At 55.8% G+C, this 14275-nt stretch carries 16 protein-coding genes and 1 pseudogene; 9 read left to right on the top strand and 8 right to left on the bottom strand.

What is annotated here, in order from left to right; genetic code table 11:
* The first annotated feature begins 41 nt into the window (after window positions 1-41).
* From AC1ME2_RS23435 to AC1ME2_RS23425, 3 genes are all read left to right on the top strand, one after another.
* Window positions 42-362: a hypothetical protein gene (locus tag AC1ME2_RS23435; protein WP_480437180.1), complete on the top strand. Its 321-nt coding sequence runs from the start codon at window positions 42-44 to the stop codon at window positions 360-362.
* A 119-nt stretch (window positions 363-481) separates the two neighbouring features.
* Window positions 482-1039: a Smr/MutS family protein gene (locus AC1ME2_RS23430; RefSeq protein ID WP_480437178.1), complete on the top strand. Its 558-nt coding sequence runs from the start codon at window positions 482-484 to the stop codon at window positions 1037-1039.
* A 610-nt stretch (window positions 1040-1649) separates the two neighbouring features.
* Window positions 1650-3227, top strand: coding sequence for a glycosyltransferase family 39 protein (locus tag AC1ME2_RS23425; RefSeq protein WP_480437176.1), 1578 nt, complete (start codon window positions 1650-1652; stop codon window positions 3225-3227).
* Window positions 3228-3264: 37 nt separating this feature from the next.
* Here AC1ME2_RS23425 and AC1ME2_RS23420 read toward each other — a convergent pair whose 3' ends face one another.
* The gene (locus AC1ME2_RS23420; protein ID WP_480437173.1) at window positions 3265-3654 is read right to left on the bottom strand and encodes a helix-turn-helix domain-containing protein; all 390 of its coding nucleotides are present in this window, start codon (window positions 3652-3654) and stop codon (window positions 3265-3267) included.
* Window positions 3655-3896: 242 nt separating this feature from the next.
* On the opposite strand from AC1ME2_RS23420, the gene AC1ME2_RS23415 reads away from it, so the two are divergent.
* Both AC1ME2_RS23415 and AC1ME2_RS23410 read left to right on the top strand, forming a co-directional pair.
* Window positions 3897-4484, top strand: a complete 588-nt coding sequence (locus tag AC1ME2_RS23415; RefSeq protein WP_480437171.1) for a Spy/CpxP family protein refolding chaperone — start codon at window positions 3897-3899, stop codon at window positions 4482-4484.
* 543 nt (window positions 4485-5027) lie between these two features.
* The gene (locus tag AC1ME2_RS23410; protein WP_480437169.1) at window positions 5028-5528 is read left to right on the top strand and encodes a YMGG-like glycine zipper-containing protein; all 501 of its coding nucleotides are present in this window, start codon (window positions 5028-5030) and stop codon (window positions 5526-5528) included.
* Between the two features lie 184 nt (window positions 5529-5712).
* On the opposite strand, the gene AC1ME2_RS23405 is transcribed toward AC1ME2_RS23410, so the two are convergent.
* The gene (locus AC1ME2_RS23405) at window positions 5713-5913 is read right to left on the bottom strand and encodes a hypothetical protein (protein ID WP_480437166.1); all 201 of its coding nucleotides are present in this window, start codon (window positions 5911-5913) and stop codon (window positions 5713-5715) included.
* Window positions 5914-6058: 145 nt separating this feature from the next.
* A complete protein-coding gene (locus tag AC1ME2_RS23400; protein ID WP_480437164.1) occupies window positions 6059-6301 on the bottom strand; it encodes a hypothetical protein in 243 nt (80 codons plus the stop codon).
* A 214-nt stretch (window positions 6302-6515) separates the two neighbouring features.
* Between AC1ME2_RS23400 and AC1ME2_RS23395 the strand changes: the two genes are divergently transcribed.
* The 3 genes from AC1ME2_RS23395 to AC1ME2_RS23385 all read left to right on the top strand — a co-directional run bounded on the left by AC1ME2_RS23395 (window position 6516) and on the right by AC1ME2_RS23385 (window position 8283).
* The gene (locus tag AC1ME2_RS23395) at window positions 6516-6866 is read left to right on the top strand and encodes a helix-turn-helix domain-containing protein (RefSeq protein ID WP_480437162.1); all 351 of its coding nucleotides are present in this window, start codon (window positions 6516-6518) and stop codon (window positions 6864-6866) included.
* Window positions 6867-7279: 413 nt separating this feature from the next.
* The gene (gene folE / locus AC1ME2_RS23390) at window positions 7280-7825 is read left to right on the top strand and encodes a GTP cyclohydrolase I FolE (RefSeq protein ID WP_480437160.1); all 546 of its coding nucleotides are present in this window, start codon (window positions 7280-7282) and stop codon (window positions 7823-7825) included.
* An 86-nt stretch (window positions 7826-7911) separates the two neighbouring features.
* Window positions 7912-8283: a glutathione S-transferase N-terminal domain-containing protein gene (locus AC1ME2_RS23385; RefSeq protein ID WP_480437158.1), complete on the top strand. Its 372-nt coding sequence runs from the start codon at window positions 7912-7914 to the stop codon at window positions 8281-8283.
* 55 nt (window positions 8284-8338) lie between these two features.
* Here AC1ME2_RS23385 and AC1ME2_RS23380 read toward each other — a convergent pair whose 3' ends face one another.
* Window positions 8339-8704 carry a lysozyme inhibitor LprI family protein gene (locus AC1ME2_RS23380; protein ID WP_480442304.1) on the bottom strand — a complete coding sequence of 122 codons (366 nt, stop codon included), beginning with the start codon at window positions 8702-8704 and terminating at the stop codon, window positions 8339-8341.
* 189 nt (window positions 8705-8893) lie between these two features.
* Window positions 8894-9496 carry a glutathione S-transferase family protein gene (locus tag AC1ME2_RS23375; RefSeq protein WP_480437155.1) on the bottom strand — a complete coding sequence of 201 codons (603 nt, stop codon included), beginning with the start codon at window positions 9494-9496 and terminating at the stop codon, window positions 8894-8896.
* Between the two features lie 213 nt (window positions 9497-9709).
* Between AC1ME2_RS23375 and AC1ME2_RS23370 the strand changes: the two genes are divergently transcribed.
* Complete coding sequence (locus AC1ME2_RS23370; RefSeq protein WP_480437153.1) at window positions 9710-10903, top strand: benzoate/H(+) symporter BenE family transporter; 1194 nt, start codon at window positions 9710-9712, stop codon at window positions 10901-10903.
* Window positions 10904-11006: 103 nt separating this feature from the next.
* Here AC1ME2_RS23370 and AC1ME2_RS23365 read toward each other — a convergent pair whose 3' ends face one another.
* From AC1ME2_RS23365 to AC1ME2_RS23355, 3 genes and pseudogenes are all read right to left on the bottom strand, one after another.
* On the bottom strand, window positions 11007-11870 hold the full coding sequence (locus AC1ME2_RS23365) for a methyl-accepting chemotaxis protein (protein ID WP_480442302.1): 864 nt from the start codon (window positions 11868-11870) through the stop codon (window positions 11007-11009).
* Window positions 11868-12092: pseudogene (locus AC1ME2_RS23360) on the bottom strand (HAMP domain-containing protein); the annotation flags it as partial. The pseudogene AC1ME2_RS23360 and the gene AC1ME2_RS23365, both read right to left, overlap by 3 nt.
* Before the next feature lie 1135 nt (window positions 12093-13227).
* Window positions 13228-14178: a S66 peptidase family protein gene (locus AC1ME2_RS23355; protein WP_480437151.1), complete on the bottom strand. Its 951-nt coding sequence runs from the start codon at window positions 14176-14178 to the stop codon at window positions 13228-13230.
* Window positions 14179-14275: the final 97 nt, after the last annotated feature.

Below are 14275 nucleotides of genomic sequence, written 5' to 3'. Positions count from 1 at the left end.
ATATACTGGTCAGAGCGCCGATACCCTGAGAGGAAATCGGAATGAAGAAATCCGATGGTTTTGATGCTCGCCGCTTACGTCCAAAAGGCCCAAGCAACTGGCGGATGCGCTTCGGCGCTGCATTTGCTGCACTGTTAGCCACATTCGGCGCTCTACTGGTGATGGCCGGTATTGCCAGTCTGATCGGTCACCCGCCGGCACTGGGCGAACTCAATGCCAGCCCGGGCGGTGCGAGTCTGGTGATCGTGATCGGGTTGTTCCTGCTGTATGCCGGTGTTTCGATGTGGCGCCGCTGCCGTCGTCGCCTACGTCAGCCCAGCGCACTGAATCTGGCACCGCACCTGATGAAAAAGCACGACTGAGGCTCGCAAATCCTCTTCCTTGCGCGCCCTGAAAGCGCAATGGGGCACAGAGGTAACGTTTTAGTCACGCCGAGCAAGGCGTGACGCGGGTAAACTAGCCTTCCTGCGCGGAGGCTTAGATGCAAGACGACGATTTTTCCCTGTTTAAAAACGAGATCCGCGGCGTAAAGCCGATCAAACACGATCACGCCGACATTGGTAAACCCAAAGCCGACCGCAAGCATCTGGCTAAACTGCGCCAGGCCGCAACGCTGCGCACTGACTCTGTGACCGTCGATGGCCTGTCCGACCAATTCGTGATCGACGTCGGCCCGGAGGACGTGCTGAGCTGGGCCCGCGATGGTGTTCAGGAAGGTCAGATGCGTAAGCTTAAACTCGGGCAGATCAGCTTCGAGGGCGGCCTGGACCTGCATGGCATGAGCGTGGAAGTGGCGCGGGAAACGCTTTGGGAGTTTTTGGCCGAAGCGACCAAGCTGGAAATTCGTTGCGTGCGCGTGACTCATGGCAAGTCGGTGCGCCTGGACGGTAAACGCCCAATGATAAAGAGCCATGTCAACACATGGCTGCGCCAGCATTCGCAAGTGCTTGGCTTCACTTCATGCCTGGCTAAACACGGTGGAGCGGGCGCCGTCTACGTCATACTCAAACGAACAATGATGGAAGGCCGCGACGAGTAACCCCTTGAGTCGCCGCCTTCAATAATTTCGGGCCAGTCAGGCTCCTCACGCATCAAAGCCTGACTGAATCGGATCCGATCAGCGCCGATCACCCTGATAGTAGCGATGATCATGCCCACGACCATCATGCCAAGGTCCAAAGAAACAGCCTGACATGGACGACAATACCGCAACCACAATCGCCATTTTCACTATTCGACTTACCATCATATTCACTCTCTTCACGACAGGTGTTTGTTACCTAATACTTCAGACATCAGCCGCATGCAAATCGCCAACCGACAATTGTAAAGGTTAGGTAAAGACCTGTATTTGCGGCCCTGAACCCCATGCATTCCCCACCACGTGCCTGCTTGAAGGTCCGCAGCCATACACCTGCCTGCACTCGTACGCTATTATGTGCCCCATCGAGGGTCTCGTTGGCTCCACCTGCCTTGGCCGACAGTTCCCTCAATTTATCGGTTTCAGCAGTACGACGTAACTGGCAACACCCCATACCACCACGCGAGGCTCGCCCTCCGGGCAATTCAAGGCAGCAGATGTATAATTCAAACACTTGTAGTTGGGATCTTGGCAACCACCATCTTGATGGCACGGAGCGGAGTGGGGCATGAATTTTCAACAAAATCATGAAGTTGGCGAGGCTCTCGAGCGTATCCCCACACTGAAGATTCACCGTATTGCCCTATGGGCCCGTCAGTATTGGCTTTTGCCAATCGTGATGCTGGCGGCGCTGGTGCGCTTCTATGGCTCAACCACAACAGCGATTTGGTGCGACGAAGGCTCCAGCTTGCTAATGAGCCAGTACTCACCGGCGCTCATCTGGTTTCACAGTGCCCACGATGTACACCCACCTCTTTACTACCTCCTCTTGCATGTCTGGATGGGGGTATTCGGGAACGGTATATTCTCGATCCGGGCAATGAGCGTGCTGCCGGGCATTATTACGGTGGCCCTAGGAATGTGGCTGGTTCACTTGACCGCAACACGTCGAGCGGCGGTCCTGGCGGGGGTCTTGCTGGCCTTGCTGCCCATTGCAGTGCGTTACAGCCAGGAAGTACGAATGTACTCCCTCATGGGGTTATGGCTGATTGGCGCAACCATCGCGCTTGTCTATTGGGTAAAAAACCCAGACCGTCACCGGTACCTCGTCATCTATGTTCTATTAATGGCGGCAAGCTTCTATACCCACTACTTCACGAGCCTTTGTGTACTGTCGCACTGGTTCTATCTGCTTGTTATACGGAATGAACGGCACCGCCTCATCACGCGCCCCGCATGGTGGATCGCCAACGCCCTCATTGTGTTGTTGTATGCCCCGTGGATTCCTAGCCTGATCGACCAGTTGCAGCACCTTGACCAGCTCAAGGTAGGGGGCGACGTTGGCTGGGTACCACCCGTTACGCTTTATTCTCTGCCCTCGGCTATCTGGCAGTATTTGATCCTGACGGATGGTTTAAACCTTGCCTGGCCGCTCTATGCCGCACTCCCTCTAGCGATAGCGCTGGTCGCCGGGACGGTTGCCCTACGTGACCGAGCCCCCTATAAATTTCATGTTTTATTAGTGACCTATACCTTTCTTCCTCTGGTCATTATTTTTCTGGTCTCATTTGCAGCGCCACTGCTGGTCGAACGCTATCTGATGTTCTCTGCCCTGGGTTTGCCGATGGTTCTGGCCATTGCAATCGACAAACTTGAGCGCCATTTCCGCTATGTGGCCATCGCCATGCTGGTGGGCGTCATAGGCGTAGAGCTGGTCGGCTTGAATAACGACTACAGCGTGGATGACAAACAGTTCGACACGCTGGTCAGCTATGTCAATCAGCACTATGCCGCCAATGATCGTATCGTTGTCAGCGACTTGTTCTGGTATTTCAGTTATGTCTATTACAACAGGACCGGGTCTGAGCCGCTGCTCTACACACCGAAACTGGCCAATGGCACTTCGGGACGCCCAAACAATTACGGCTTCGGCACGCTGGTCGACCAGCATGCCGACAAGATTTACCTCGACAGCCTTGACGCATTGCCTGCGGGCTCAGCTCGAGTGTGGTTGATCAGTAACAGCGAGCCGCCGGATGATTTCTCTTCCATACCTGACAACTGGACCAAGGTGACGGAGTTGAAAGTCGGTGACACTCAAGCACGCCTGTACTCCATTCATCGCGCATCCGAACTGCTGCCATGACCAAGCGAAATGCTCACCACCGTGATAATGGGAAACGTCAACATGAACGTCCAACGACGTCAGCGGTGATTGCATACGTTTTTTGGGAGGGGTCATCGGGATCAGTCTTTTCAGCGAACATACTCCGCTTCAGATTTGACGCGATCCGGATAACGATCTCTTGATCAGCAACACTCAATAATCTGTAAAGCTGAATAATTTGCCGCTCGACCGTCGTCAAGCCGTCGAGCGTTGACTGATATCTCCTGCCTGTAACGACGTAAAGCAAATCGATCCCGATCTTGCCTATTTCTATCAAGTAGTCGGATTTTGGCATCCGCTTGCCACATTCGTAGTGGCTCTGGGCGTTTGGTTTAACGAGACCAACTGCTGCTAATTGAGGCTGGCTGAGTCCTGATGCGAGTCGCTCTTCTTTATAAGCGATCACCGACTTGAATCATTTGACGAGTCCTTTCTGGCGAAAGCCGAGCATAAACCTTGGCATTCAAAATGCAAAAAAAAACGCAGAGAACTGCCACGGTGATCGCCGGGCGCTTGCATTTTTCAGGTCCGCACCACCCGTCTGTCAGCTCGCCCATCTGTCTGTCTATTTTCTGATGTAGATCAAATTTTCCCCGAAAACGACTCCTATGCTCAACATGAAATTCATGACGTTGACAGGAGCTGAAGATGAAAAAAACACGCCTGATCGGCCAATGCATGCTGATCGCTGCAAGCGTTCTACTGTTGCCGTCAGCCAGCGTCTTTGCTAACCCAGAAGTGCCACCCTCAGGTGGTATGGCTGAACACAGTTCAAATTTCGACTGGGTCAACCATACACAGCGGATTCTGGATCATCTCAAGGGCAAACTGAATCTGACCCCGGAGCAGATGCCCGCGTGGGAGACATGGTCCACTGGCGTGATAGCGGATGCCAATCAGCAACTGGAAAAAGACAAACTCGGACGTGACGAAAAGGGAAGCACGCCGAAAGCGCGGACTGACGAAACAACGCCGGAAAGAATGGCACATGGCATAGAGCGTTTGCGCGCACAAACCGAGTGGATGCAGGCGCATTTGGCTCGCCTTGAAGCGGCTCAAGTTCGTACCAAAACTTTCTATGACACCTTAAGCACCGATCAAAAAACCATATTCGACCTATTCTGGAGCGGGATGCACCATAGAACCTCCGGTCACGCTGGCTGGAGCACACACATGCACATGTCGAGGCCCAAAATGGGAGAAAACCAAGACCCAGCAAGCGAACAGCCGTATTAATTACTCTCTTTGGCAGACATCATGAACATCGACTCGATAAAGCGTTGCGTTCTTATTAGTGCGATCCTGATCGGCACGAGTCTTTCACTATCCGCCGCCGCCGCGCCACACGGAGGTGGCCATGGAGGTGGCGGTGGCTGGCGTTTTGGTGGTCCGGCATGGTGGGGCGTAGGTCTTGGTTTGGGCCTAGGCTGGGAGGCGGCGCGCATCGGCGGGCCGTACTATTATCCTGCTTACCCAGTCTACGAATATCCTCCTATTTATTACTACCCTGACAGCCCGTCCACGGTGGTGATCCAATCGCCTCCGGCGGCGGTGCAGGCGGGCGCCCCACCCAGCGCTCAGTCAGCGCCCAATTGGTATTACTGCAATTCAGCCAAGGGCTACTACCCCTATGTACCTCAGTGCCCTGAACCGTGGCGCATCGTTCCGGCAACCCCGCCCGGCCCCACACGCTGACCGTGCAACTGATTTCAGGGACATCGTCCAGCGTCCTGGCATGACGTTGGTCGACGTTGGCTTGGTCGAACAGGAGCCACTGCGATGTTACGGGTGTTGAGACATTTCCTTTTCTTTGCGAGCTTTATACTGGTCGCTTGCGCCTCGGCGCCGACGGGACCCAGCGTTGCCGTCATGCCGGGCAGCGGTAAAAGCTTTGAACAATTCAGAACCGACGATGCACTGTGCCGACAATACGCGAGCAATCTGAACAGTGGTGCGGCCCAACAGGCAAACAACAACGCTGTTGAAAGTGGCGTAGTCGGGACCGTGATCGGTGCCGCAGCCGGTGCCGCACTAGGGGGTCGCGAAGGCACAGCCGTCGGAGCTGGCACCGGTTTGATCGTAGGAAGCGCTGTGGGTGCGAATGAATCCGGGTATGCCGGTTACGGTGCACAAAGGCGTTATGACATCAGTTACGAGCAGTGCATGTACGCCAAAGGAAACAACGTCCCCATCGCAGGCCAAATGTATTGGCACAGCCAACAGATGTACTTACCACCGCCACCACCTCCACCTCCACCTCCACCGTATATGCCCCGTTAATAGGCGGACAACTGGCCCTCGTTGCGTATTCTAACGACCGGTCAACCATTGCGGCCGGCCACGCTGCGGCTTATAGGGGTATGGCTGTCTAACCCTCTCTCACCTGTTGAGCTCGCTTGCCACGTGAATAATCAGGGGGGCGAAACGAGCGCATTCATAATGGCTGATGCACGCAGGGCTGATTTCAAATAACCCTTTTGGCTTCCGCTATAGCCTTCTGCTCGATCTGTGAAAATGTTAGATCGCGGTCAAAAGGGATGGTCACCGTTGTCTCCCCAATGAAGATCCCTTCGTAGCCATCATCGGGATCAAGAAGCAGGAGAACCGAGAAAATCTCAGGTTCCAGGTCAGGGTTATGGCTAACAGACTTGATTCGTATTTTCATTTAAGGCTCCTATGGGTAATGACGTGGAGGCTACTACCAAATCTGCCACTCGTCCCCTCCGCTGACATCGACACGCCCGTTTATACGAGGTGAGTGCAGCCACACATTGCACCCGGGCGAAAAGAAGCCGTTTCCTCCTCGGCAATCAATGCAGGCGGCCAAGCCATTTGGTTGCCAGGGCTATGCCGTGCCGCCGTGCCTCGTCAAAGGTGTTCCATTCGCCCATGTCCTCGCCAAGCTTGACCCTCTCACTGCCAGCATCGAGCCAGATAGTAATTCCGATAGGCGCCATGCTTTTTGGATCACCCCAGATGAAATCGATCTTTGCTTGCTCTCCGTTTGGATGGATGTAGTCCATGGGATAAGGTCTCCCCACAACCAAATGCATGATTCTCTCCTCACTCCGGCCCCGCGCCGAACTATACAAATAGCCCATGAATTCGAATCATGCCACTCAGTAAAATCAGGGTAGAGACCGCACAAAATTTGCTGTCCCCGCCAAGAAAACAACCCCACTATTGAAAAATGAGCTAATGCGTACATCACCGAGATTTGCGCTACCCTCTTAAGTGATCTATGCGTCGGCTTAAGAGGGAGATCATATGAATGATATGGGCTTGCGACTAAGAGAAGAGAGGAAACGACTGGGCCTTTCCCAGGCAGACCTAGGTGCTGTTGGTGGGATCGAAGCGAATGCACAAGGTTTGTACGAAAGGGGCAAACGCTTTCCGAATGCGACCTATCTGTCTTTGGTCGCAACCGCCGGCGTAGACATACTGTTCGTAGTGACCGGCGTCAAGAAAGTCAGGGCGGCCGACAGTATCAATGCGTTGGACGCCAAGGTATTGACCGAGCTGGAGAGTTTGCCAGAGGTGGTTCAGCACGATATCAAGCGTTTGATCACCACCCTTTTTGACTCCGATGAGCAGGAAAAAAAAGAGAGTGCCCGCTGATCTCGGCACATTCTGGTTACGTCACGGCCTGACCTCCCCGCATTACTGAGGTGTGCCAAAGTCAAACAACGCGTTGCTACCTAAAATTCCCCTCTGTACTCCCTACGACTAAAAACTTCGCAGCTCCGTATGTCTCGTCCAGGCAGCACAGGTGAAGCGCAAGCTCGGATCGAGCCGACAGTACAACTGCCGTCACACCTACGCTACCATGTACCTCATGGCAGGCACGGATCCTGCGTTCATCGCCAATCAGCTCGACCCTAGCGTGCAAATGTTACTATCCACGTACGCCCGATGGATAAACGCCAGCACTGACTGGCGTGCACTCGGAAAGCTCGAAACAAGCCTGATTGGTACACATTTGGTACGGTCAGAGACGGTACTACTCTGAAACCCTTATGGAATAAGCCTCTGTGACACTGGAACAGAACTACACCGCGATACTGGGTCAACTCGGCGAGGACGTGTCCCGCGAAGGCCTGCTTGATACGCCAAAACGTGCAGCCAAAGCCATGCAGTACCTATGTCGTGGCTATGAACAAAATCTCGAAGAAGTCACCAACGGCGCCCTCTTCAGCTCCGACAACAGTGAAATGGTCATGGTCAAGGACATCGAGTTGTACTCGTTGTGCGAACACCATTTGTTGCCATTTATCGGCAAGGCTCATGTCGCTTATATCCCTAACGGTAAAGTGCTCGGCCTGTCGAAAGTCGCACGGATCGTCGACATGTACGCGCGCCGCCTGCAAATCCAGGAAAACCTCAGCCGCCAGATCGCCGATGCGATTCAGCAAGTGACCGGTGCGCTCGGTGTCGCAGTCGTCATCGAAGCCCAGCACATGTGCATGATGATGCGCGGTGTCGAGAAACAGAACTCGTCGATGATCACCTCGGTGATGCTCGGTGAGTTCCGTGAAAACGCGGCGACCCGCAGCGAGTTTCTCAGTTTGATCAAGTGATCCGCTGTTCAGGCGCCGTGCAGATTTTTGTCTGTTGCGCCTGAGCAACCTCACGCCCGTTTAATCCCCTATCGCGAGGTTTCACTGTGTTCATCAAAGCATTAAGGGTTGGCCTGGGCCAACTCATCATCTTCATTGATTTCCTGACCCGCCCAAGCAAGAAAAAGCGCACGCCTGCCGCCCAGGCTGCTGTCGCTCTTTCGGCCCAGGACCTGACCTTGTATCAGTTCAACGCCTGCCCGTTCTGCGTAAAGACTCGTCGCACCTTGCGCCGCCTGAACGTTCCCGTGGCCTTGCGTGACGCGAAAAACAACGAACTCGATCGCCAGACCCTGCTCACCGAAGGCGGCAAGATCAAAGTACCTTGTCTGCGTATTGAAGAAAGCGGCAAGACCGTATGGATGTACGAATCCAAGGTCATCATCGACTATTTGCAGCAGCGTTTCGCGGCGGCCTGAAATCGGGGCTCCAGACGCACCGCGCAGGTTCCTTCGCAGGCTAACCTGCGAAGGATCACTCAGGGCAACCTTCAGCCCGACAGGCCACGTAGGCTTTCAACTGTTCCACGCGCAGCTGGGTATGTGCAGCCAGGCACTGGGAATGAAGCAGCGGCCAGATTGAGCCAGAATCCTCTGGTTTACCCACCTGATACAAACAATCGGCATCACGAAACACCAACCACTTGCGCTGCGCATCCTTGAGCGCCAGCTTTTGCGATGGCGCTTTCAAGTAAGTCATTTGCGCCTGATATTGCGTGTTCAGGTCAGCATCAAGCCTGGACAAGTCATTGCCTGCACACGCATTCATGGCCGCCTGATCCGCATCGCAGTCGTCAGCCAACGCAACCTGCACACTCGCCCACCCAAGACCCATCGCCATTGCGACCTTTATCAAATAACGCATGGTGGATACTCCTTGCTCCAGAGATAACATTCAGCCTAGGCCAAGCAGGCGCGCAGACTAAAACAACGTCGATGCACGAACAAAGGCTTATATCGTCACGGAAAACTTCAGGCATAAAAAACCGGTCGTTCGTTAGCGACCGGCTTTTGTGCGCGCAGGGTGGGATTAATCCAGCATTCCGATATAGCCCGGTTGTTCCAGCACTCGCCCCAACCATTGCTGGATCGCCGGGTACGGGGCAAGGTCGAAGCCGCCTTGGTGGGCGACGTGGGTGTAGGCGTAAAGTGCGATATCGGCGATGGAGAAGGTTTCTCCTACCAGAAACGGCGTGCGCTTGAGTTGCTGTTCCATGACAGCGAGCGCCCGGTAACCTGCCTTATGCATAGAGCGGTATTCCGCCATGCGCTCTTCCGGCAGCCCGAGGTAAAACTGGATGAAGCGGGCCACCGCGATGCAGGGTTCATGGCTGTATTGTTCGAAGAACTGCCACTGCAGTACCTGCGTACGCAGACGCGGTTCGCTGGGCAGGTATTGGCTGCCGTCGGCCAGGAAGTTGAGGATCGCATTGGACTCCCACAGACAGGTGCCGTCTTCAAGCTCCAACACCGGGATCTTGCCGTTGGGATTCTTTGCCAAAAACTCGGGTGTCTGGGTTTCGCCATTAAGGATGTCCACTGCCACCCACTGGTACTCGAGACCCAACAAACTGAGCATCAGCTTGATCTTGTAGCAATTGCCCGAGTTATAGTCGCCATAAACCGTGTACATCGCACTTCTCCCCCCACTGCATACCCAAGAACTGCCCACACCGCTTCACCGGCTGACGTTACCTACAAGACGAAACTACGACGCCAGGCCCGGACACGTCAAACTTGCTTGACAGGACTGTACGGCTAATTGTGATGATTGCTGTATCGCAACACCGGGTAACAACTGCGTTTAGGCTTAGGGCTCGACCGGACGCCGTTAAGGAAAGCCCGCATGACCGACGCCATCACCCCTACCCGCCTGCGACCATTGGCCGACAGCTCCCCTTCTGCCGTGGTTGCGGGCTTCATCGCGATGATGACCGGCTGCACCAGTTCATTGGTCCTGATGTTCCAGGCCGGGCAAGCCGCTGGCTTGACCAGTGCGCAGATTTCATCATGGATCTGGGCCCTGTTCATCGGTATGGCGGTTTGCAGCATTGGACTGTCCCTGCGCTATCGCACGCCCATCACTGTCGCCTGGTCGACGCCCGGTGCCGCGCTATTAGTCACCAGCCTGGGTGGCGTGTCGTATGGCGAAGCCATCGGTGCCTTCATCACGTGCGCCGTGCTGGTCACTCTGTGCGGCGTTACCGGCAGTTTCGAGCGGCTGGTCAAGCGCATACCGGCCTCACTGGCAGCGGCGTTGTTGGCGGGGATTTTGTTCAAGATCGGCAGCGAAATTTTCGTCGCCGCGCAACATCGCACCAGCCTGGTACTGAGCATGTTCTTCTGTTATCTGCTGATCAAACGCGTGTCACCGCGCTACGCGGTCCTCGCCGCGCTGATTGCCGGCACGGTGATATCGGGTTTACTGGGACTTCTTGATTTCAGCGGTTTTGCGCTGGAAGTGGCGACACCGGTGTGGACCACACCGTCATTCTCGCTGGCGGCGACCATCAGCATTGGTATCCCGCTGTTCGTGGTGGCAATGACCTCGCAGAACATGCCCGGCATCGCCGTTCTACGCGCCGATGGCTACACCGTACCAGCCTCGCCGCTGATCTCGGCCACCGGCATTGCATCGTTGCTACTGGCGCCGTTTGGCTCGCACGGCATCAACCTGGCCGCGATCAGCGCAGCCATCTGCACTGGCCCGCATGCCCACGAAGACCGTGACAAACGCTACACCGCTGCGGTCTGGTGCGGGGTTTTTTATGGCATCGCTGGCGTCTTTGGCGCGACCGTGGCGGCGTTGTTTGCGGCCTTGCCTAAAGAATTGGTGTTATCGATTGCCGCGCTGGCCCTGTTTGGCTCGATCATGAATGGCCTGACCGTCGCCATGAACGAACCCAAGGAGCGTGAGGCCGCACTGATCACCTTTATGGTCACTGCTTCAGGCCTGACACTGTTCTCAATTGGCTCGGCGTTCTGGGGGATTGTGGCTGGGGTGCTGACGTTGATGATCTTGAATAGTCGCAAAGGTTGATGCGGCGGGTCAGATAGACCGCATCAAGCCATTCGCGAATAAATTCGCTCCCAATTTGTGGGAGCGAATTTATTCGCGAATGCGACAGACCAGGCGCCCCTATTTAAAGCCGGAAGTGCCCGACCATCCCTTTAAGTTCAGCCCCCAACTGCGCCAGTTCGATACTCGACGCTGCATTCCCCTGCATCGCAAGGGCTGATTGATCGGCGCTGGCGCGGATGCTGGTGACGCTGCGATTGATCTCTTCAGCGACTGAGCTTTGCTGCTCGGCAGCGGCGGCGATCTGCTGGTTCATTTGCTGGATCAAGGACACTGCTGCAGCGATGCTGCCCAAGGCGCTTTCGGTTTGCAGCGCGTCGCTGACGGCCATTTTCACCAGTTCACCGCTGCTCTTGATCTGCGCCACGGACGACTGTGCCCCGCTTTGCAGGGTGCCTACCAACCGCTCGATTTCTTCGGTTGATTGCTGAGTCCGTTTGGCCAGGGCGCGCACCTCATCAGCGACCACCGCAAAACCACGGCCCTGGTCCCCGGCCCGCGCGGCCTCGATGGCGGCATTGAGCGCCAGCAGGTTGGTTTGCTCGGCGACGCTTTTGATCACACCCAACACTTTGCCGATGTTCTGGATCTCAGCGCTGAGGTTCTCGATGCTATGGCTGGCGGAGTTCGCTGAACTGGCGAGTTCTTCGATTCGCTGCATGCTCTGGCGGACGACCTTCTGACCGCTCTCGACCTTGTCATCGGCAGTCTGTGCAGCCTGAGCAGCCTCTTCAGCGTTGCGTGCCACGTCATGCACGGTTGCCGTCATCTGGTTCATGGCTGTGGCAACTTGCTCGGTTTCTTCCCTTTGGGTGCTGACCTCCAGGTTGGTCTGCTCGGTGACAGACGACAGCGAATGGGCCGACGTCGCCAATTGCTCGATACCCGCCTGCAGACCGCTGACAATACTGCTCAGATCCGCACCCATCTGCTGCATGGCCAGCATCAATTGGCCGATTTCATCGCGCCGTTTGACCTCCACCGTGGCGCTCAAATCACCGGAAGCAATCTGCTGCGCGATGCGGATCACGCTACGCAGCGGTGCCACAATCAGACGTGTAATGACCCATGAGGCGATAAAACCGACAAATAACGCCAGTACTGAAGAGCCAATAATGAGCAACGCGCTGGCTTTGAGCTCCGCCTGCATCGCCTGATCTTCGGCGCTATAAGCCTCATTGACCCGCTGAACCACCTGCTTGGCGTTGTCGGCAAGCTGCTGGTAGACCTGCGCTTCGTTAGCGAGCAGGCCGGTGTACTCGGCGAGTTTGTCGGTGAAGTTGCCAATATGGGTGCTGACTTCTCCCAGCACGGTCAGGTAACCAGAGTCTTTGACCACGCCTTTGAGCTGCTCGGCCAACGCCAGGGCCTGATCAGCCTGTTCGATCTTGCCTTCTTTGGGCGTCTCGCCCGTGCCTTGTTTGCGGCTTTGGTCCAAACGTACCCGTGCTTCGTCCATCGCTTGCAACATCAACCGCGAAACCTGGCTGACCTGATTGGCTTGCGTAATGAACTCAGCACCCTGCTGGCCTTGGGAGTCTTTCAGGGCGTAAGCGCCATCATCGGCCAAACCGGCCTGCAGGACGTCGAGGTTATTGGCAACGCTGGACACCGACCAACTGGCCATTTCCAGCGAAAGGTCCTTACTCTGGCTGATCTCGACAAATTGATCGAAGGATTTGCGGTAAGCCGTGAGCGCACTCTGCACCTGGCTCATCATGGTCTGGTTGGCGGCCGACTGACCCTTGAGCTGCTCAGCCAGCGCTTGCAAGGCGTCGACGCCAGCGTGCAAATCCTCGACCACTTTCGGGTCGCTGTGCAGGGCATAATCCTGCTCTTGCAAACGCACTTTGAGCAGGCCGCTATTGAGGGTCGACATTTGCTTGAGGTCATTGAAGCGCAGGCTGATGCTCTGCAGTGACCAAACGCCGATCGCAGCGACCAATGCAGTCAGCAGCAATACGAGGGTGAAACCGACCCCCAGTTTTTTCGCCATCCCGAGGTTGGCAAAACGTGCTTGCACGGCCGAAATCATAGCGCTCAATCCCCGTTCGAATACCAAAAGGTGTTCAGGCCATTCATTAAGCCATTCTAGAGTTATGCAGATTCGCAATGGACCCGATCCGGCACAACCCTTTGGCGCCTGAATAATGGCAAAAAGCTACGTGCAAGTCGTTTTTAGGATGCTAAGTGTCGGCTGGCAACTGAATGTTATCGACTGATCGCCACCTTTTGGCAAGGCACTCACCCAATGGCAACGATCATCGACCTCACACACTGCCTTTTTAACGGCAGGCCGGCTCAACCAGCAAGGTACCCGTATCTGCGTCTAGGGTGGCCTGAGTGCCTAGGGGCACTGCAATATTCGGATCTCCGTGGCCGATGGACAATCCACCCAGCAGCGGAATCCCGAGGTCACCCAGACGCTCGTTGAGCACGTCCGCCAGGCTGATCTGCCCGACAGTGCCCGCAGGTTCACTGAACTGCCCCACCGCCACCCCGGCCAGACGCTGCAGGATGCCGCAATTGCGCAGATGCGTGAGCATTCGATCAACTCGGTACGCCGATTCGGCCACATCCTCGATCAGCAGAATCGCGCCGTTCAAGTCAGGCATGAACGACGTGCCAATGGAAGTACTGAGCATGCTCAGGTTACCGCCCAGCAGAATCCCTTGAGCAACACCGTTGCTGCGCACGCTCACCGTGGCCTCTGCAGGATCGGCCCTGATCAGCACCGGTTCGACACTCATCAACGTGTGTTTTACGCTGCTATTCGTCAGGCCACCCCGCTCAAGCTGCGCGGCCACCGGACCATGGATGCTGGCCACCCGCACATTGCGCCAGAGCGCCGCAAGCAAGGCGGTAATATCAGAAAAGCCCAGCACCAGCTTGGGATCGCGCCTTACCGCCTCGAAATCCAGGTGTTCAATGATGCGTTGCACACCGTAACCACCCCGATTGCAGATCACTGCACGAATCTCAGGATCGGCCAACGCGTCATTCAGGTCCGCAGCACGCTGCTCATCGCTGCCCGCGTAGAACGAGTATTTATCCAGCGCATGGGGATAGACGCGTGGCCGCAGGCCCCAATCGGTCAGGACCTTGACGGCTGCCTCGACGCGCGCCTGAGCCACCGGCCCGGCAGGCGATACCAGCGCAACCGCATCCCCGACTCGAAGCCGCTCCGGGTGCAGTGTCGATAAACCGCTGTGTGCTTGAGTGTGATAAAAATCCATTGTGACCCACTGCCCCCTGATTTGGATAAACCAGTTAACCACAAATCGAAGCGCTGTTCCTTGTCACCCAGAGCCCTAGGCATGAACTGACGGCCCT

This window comes from Pseudomonas sp. ASL9 (genome assembly GCF_056680335.1).
Note: the sequence above shows the minus strand (reverse complement) of the source record. Positions and strands in the feature narration are given on the sequence as shown.